The sequence below is a fragment of the Chthoniobacter sp. genome (assembly GCF_040003245.1).
GTDB lineage: Bacteria > Verrucomicrobiota > Verrucomicrobiia > Chthoniobacterales > Chthoniobacteraceae > Chthoniobacter.
Map to the genome: position 1 here is coordinate 1 of NZ_JBDUCX010000395.1, position 3,274 is coordinate 3,274.

2 protein-coding genes and 1 pseudogene are annotated in these 3,274 nt (G+C 63.1%); 1 reads left to right on the forward strand and 2 read right to left on the reverse strand.

All coding sequences use genetic code 11. The features are described 5' to 3' along the window. Positions 1–187 (reverse strand): annotated as a pseudogene (locus ABJF10_RS30120) (hypothetical protein); the annotation flags it as partial. A 343-nt stretch (positions 188–530) separates the two neighbouring features. On the opposite strand from ABJF10_RS30120, the gene ABJF10_RS30125 reads away from it, so the two are divergent. Continuing rightward, complete coding sequence (locus ABJF10_RS30125; protein ID WP_348548296.1) at positions 531–2,231, forward strand: PEGA domain-containing protein; 1,701 nt, start codon at positions 531–533, stop codon at positions 2,229–2,231. 11 nt (positions 2,232–2,242) lie between these two features. Here the strand turns inward: ABJF10_RS30125 and ABJF10_RS30130 are convergent. Beyond that, on the reverse strand, positions 2,243–3,274 hold a 1,032-nt coding region (locus ABJF10_RS30130), incomplete at its 5' end, for a lactate racemase domain-containing protein (RefSeq protein ID WP_348548297.1).

Consider the following 3,274-nt stretch of genomic DNA (forward strand, 5'->3'; position numbering starts at 1 on the left):
CGTGAAGAAAACGCTGTGACACCGGAATGCCCGTGACGGTCATTATTTTTTCCGGAGCGCCGCGCGCCGCCAGACGCGCCTTGCTTTCTTCCGTGGCTACACAATAAAGATCAATACCGGGTTCCATCCAAAGCGCATGCGCTTCGAAAGAGCCGGCGGAGCGGCCACAGAGCGCCGGAGAGCTCATGGCACGGCTGAAAGAGGAGCACCCCCTCCCCGCCAGCCGCGCCGTCCCGGCAGCGCCGCCGGTACCCGACGAGCGGGCCGGTTACTCCTATCGCCCTCGGATGCAACCGGCGCCAGGCGTGAAACCGGGGACCCCCGTTTTCGAGGCACCGCGCGCCTTACTTCCAAGGGAACCATCCGGGCGGAGCGCAAAGCCCTGGTGGTGGCTCGCGGCGGGGCTCGTCGTGCTCGGCTTGAGTGCTACAGGGTGGAACGCGAGGCGATCGAAAACGCAGGAAGGAGCGGCGGCGCCGACAGTCGAAGCCACCACTCCAATCCCAGCCAGTCTCCCCAAGCCGTTGCCGGTGACGCCCGAACCATTGGCGCAAACAACTCCCGTCCCTGCCTCGCCGTCGACACCCGTTCCGACTCCCACCGTCGCCGGCCTCGTGGCAAAAACCGATCCACCCGATACCCTCGTCACGCTGGATGAACGGCCCGCGCAGCGTGCCCCCGTACGCTATGGCGACCTCACGCCCGGCCGGCATCGACTCTTCCTCACCGCGAAGGGCTACACCACTCAGACCTTCGACTTCCTGGTCACACCAGGGCAGACCTTGGATCTCGGCACCATTCGTCTCGATCGCGACATCCCTGCCGCAGACTCGGTGAAAGACAACCGGTTTGCCGGAATCTGGTCGGGAACGCGGCGCACGAGGATGACCATGCGCTTTGCCTTTCCCGTCGCCGGCGGGCTCGTCCGCACGCAACTGGCCACGATGACGCAGCCCGTGAGCATCGAAGTTTCGCCCGATCTCGCGTCCATCCGGTGGCATCAAGACGCGATCACCATGCAGTGGGAGCAGGCCGTCTATCAAAATGCTCCCGGCAATCTGGACGTCGACAAGGACAAACCCTACACCCAGACCTTGCAGCCGCCGGACAAAATCCTCGGCCCCTTCAAGCCGAACATCACCGACAAGACGCTTTCCTTCGAGGTGAACGACCCGAGCGACAGCGAACATGGCGGGCACCTTTTCGTCGACCTCACGCCGGCGCCCGACGGACAGACCGCGGAATGCCACTACCACCACAGCATTCGCTTCTTCGCTTCCGGAGCCGAGAACTCCGTGGAAGACGAAGGCTTCTTCACCATTTCCCGGTCGACTCCCGGCCAAAAGACGTTCGCTGTGCCAGTCGCCGCAGTCACCCCCAACCCAGTCACGCCCGCTCCCGCCGCCGCCATCACCCCGGCACAGCTCAGCGCCTTTTGCGAGAAGCTCCAGCGCGATGAGCAAAGCCAGGACCTCAACCGCATCCTCGCCAATTACGACACGAAGGTCGATTTCGACAACCTGGGCCGCGTCGGCCAGGCCGCGATCCGCACGGACAAAGCGAAGTATTTTCAGCGCTGGCCACAGACGACCTATCAAATAAAGGCTGATCCTGAATTGCTGGAAACCCATAATGATCGATGGAAAGTGCGCTTTCTAATCGACTTCACCGCCACCAACCCCGCCGGCGAGCGCGTCACTGGCGTGGCCGAACAGACCCTGGACCTGGTGCTGCGTAACGGAGCGCTGAAAGTCATTACCGAAAAGGGCCGGGTCATCACCCGGGACAAGACCCAACTCCCAGCCGGATCGGGGCCCCTGCCCGCCGTGCCGCCTGCCGCGGTGGCCGGCCGGCGCTTCGATGGACATGGTGCTGTCTATAAAATCCCGGACCTGAAGAACCTGGTCGGCAAGTCGCTGAAGAACTCCTGGCTTTACGGCGATTTCGACTACCAGTCCTACCAGGGCAATGTCGCGGTTTTCGTCACGGCCAATATCATCGGCGCCGTCGGCAAGGGCAGCACGGTCGTCACCATGGAATCGCCGACGCCGGTCTTCGTCCGCCAAGAGACAGTCAACAACCGGCAGCAATACTTCAACCAGTTCGGCATCTGGCCGGAGGTCATCGTCCGCATCGTGCCCAACGATCCGATCGAATTGCTGAGCGTGACGCGCGAAGCGAGCGGCCGGCTGGTCGTCCGCACGCGGAGCCCGAAACCGATCCAGTTGTAAACCCGGCGCGGCTACATCTCCCGCGCCCAGGCGGGGCGCTGCTTGAGGTGGTAGAGCATCTCGCCGGCTTTCGGGACGAGCAGCACGCCTTCGTCTTCGCGGTTGGCGTAATCGGCGGGGTTGATCGTCGCGGGATCGCGGTAGCCGAGGTTGATCTCCTTGCAGACTGATTCCGGGATGCTGGTGGCCAGCGTGACCTGGACGCGGCATTTCTCGATGCCGTTTTCGTAGGTGCCGATGCCGCGGACGTGGGTGCTGTGCGCGATGGTGCCCCAGGGGATGTCCTTGAACTTGTCCCACTGCTTCAGGAAATAGTCGCGGCAGTGATAACCGATCTGCTTGATGAGCCGGCCGTGCGTGACGCTGATCTCGTGAATGTGCGGCGCGTAGATGATGAGCTCGCCGCCATCGGCCACGACGGGCTCGAGCTTGTACATGCACTTTCCGCCCACCCAGATCTCGTCGTACATCTTCGGCGCGCAACTGAGCACGGTGTGGAACGGGCGGTCCTTGTAGACGATGTGCAGTTTCTTCGAGAGCTCGGAGGCTTGGTCCCAGGCGCCTTCCGGGCTGCCGATGAAGAGGCCCGCAAGCTGCGCGTGATCAACGACCATGCACAGGCAGAGCTTCGGCACCGAGACCATGCCGCCCACGCGATCGACCACGCGGCGGACGGGTGTCCATTTGTTGCCGATGGTCATCGGGTTCGTGACGACCGCGCCGAGCCAGTGGAAGAAGTTGAGCACCTCCGCGCCGCTGACGCCGGGGAAGAGATATTTGTTGCCGCCGCTGAAGCCAACGACCTCGTGCGGGAACACAGGGCCGCAGATGATGATCTGGTCGTACTCGTAGAGCCGGGCGTTGATCTTCACCGGCACTTCCATTTCCAGCAGGCCATCGGTCAGCGCCCGAGTGTCTTCCACGGTGAGATCGCCGATCTTGCGCAGCGCCGCTTCATTGTCCCACTCGTGATTGAAGAAGCGCACGGGCGCGTATTTGCCTTGGCGCTCCTCCAGCGAAATCTCCAGCCGCTCGCAGATGGC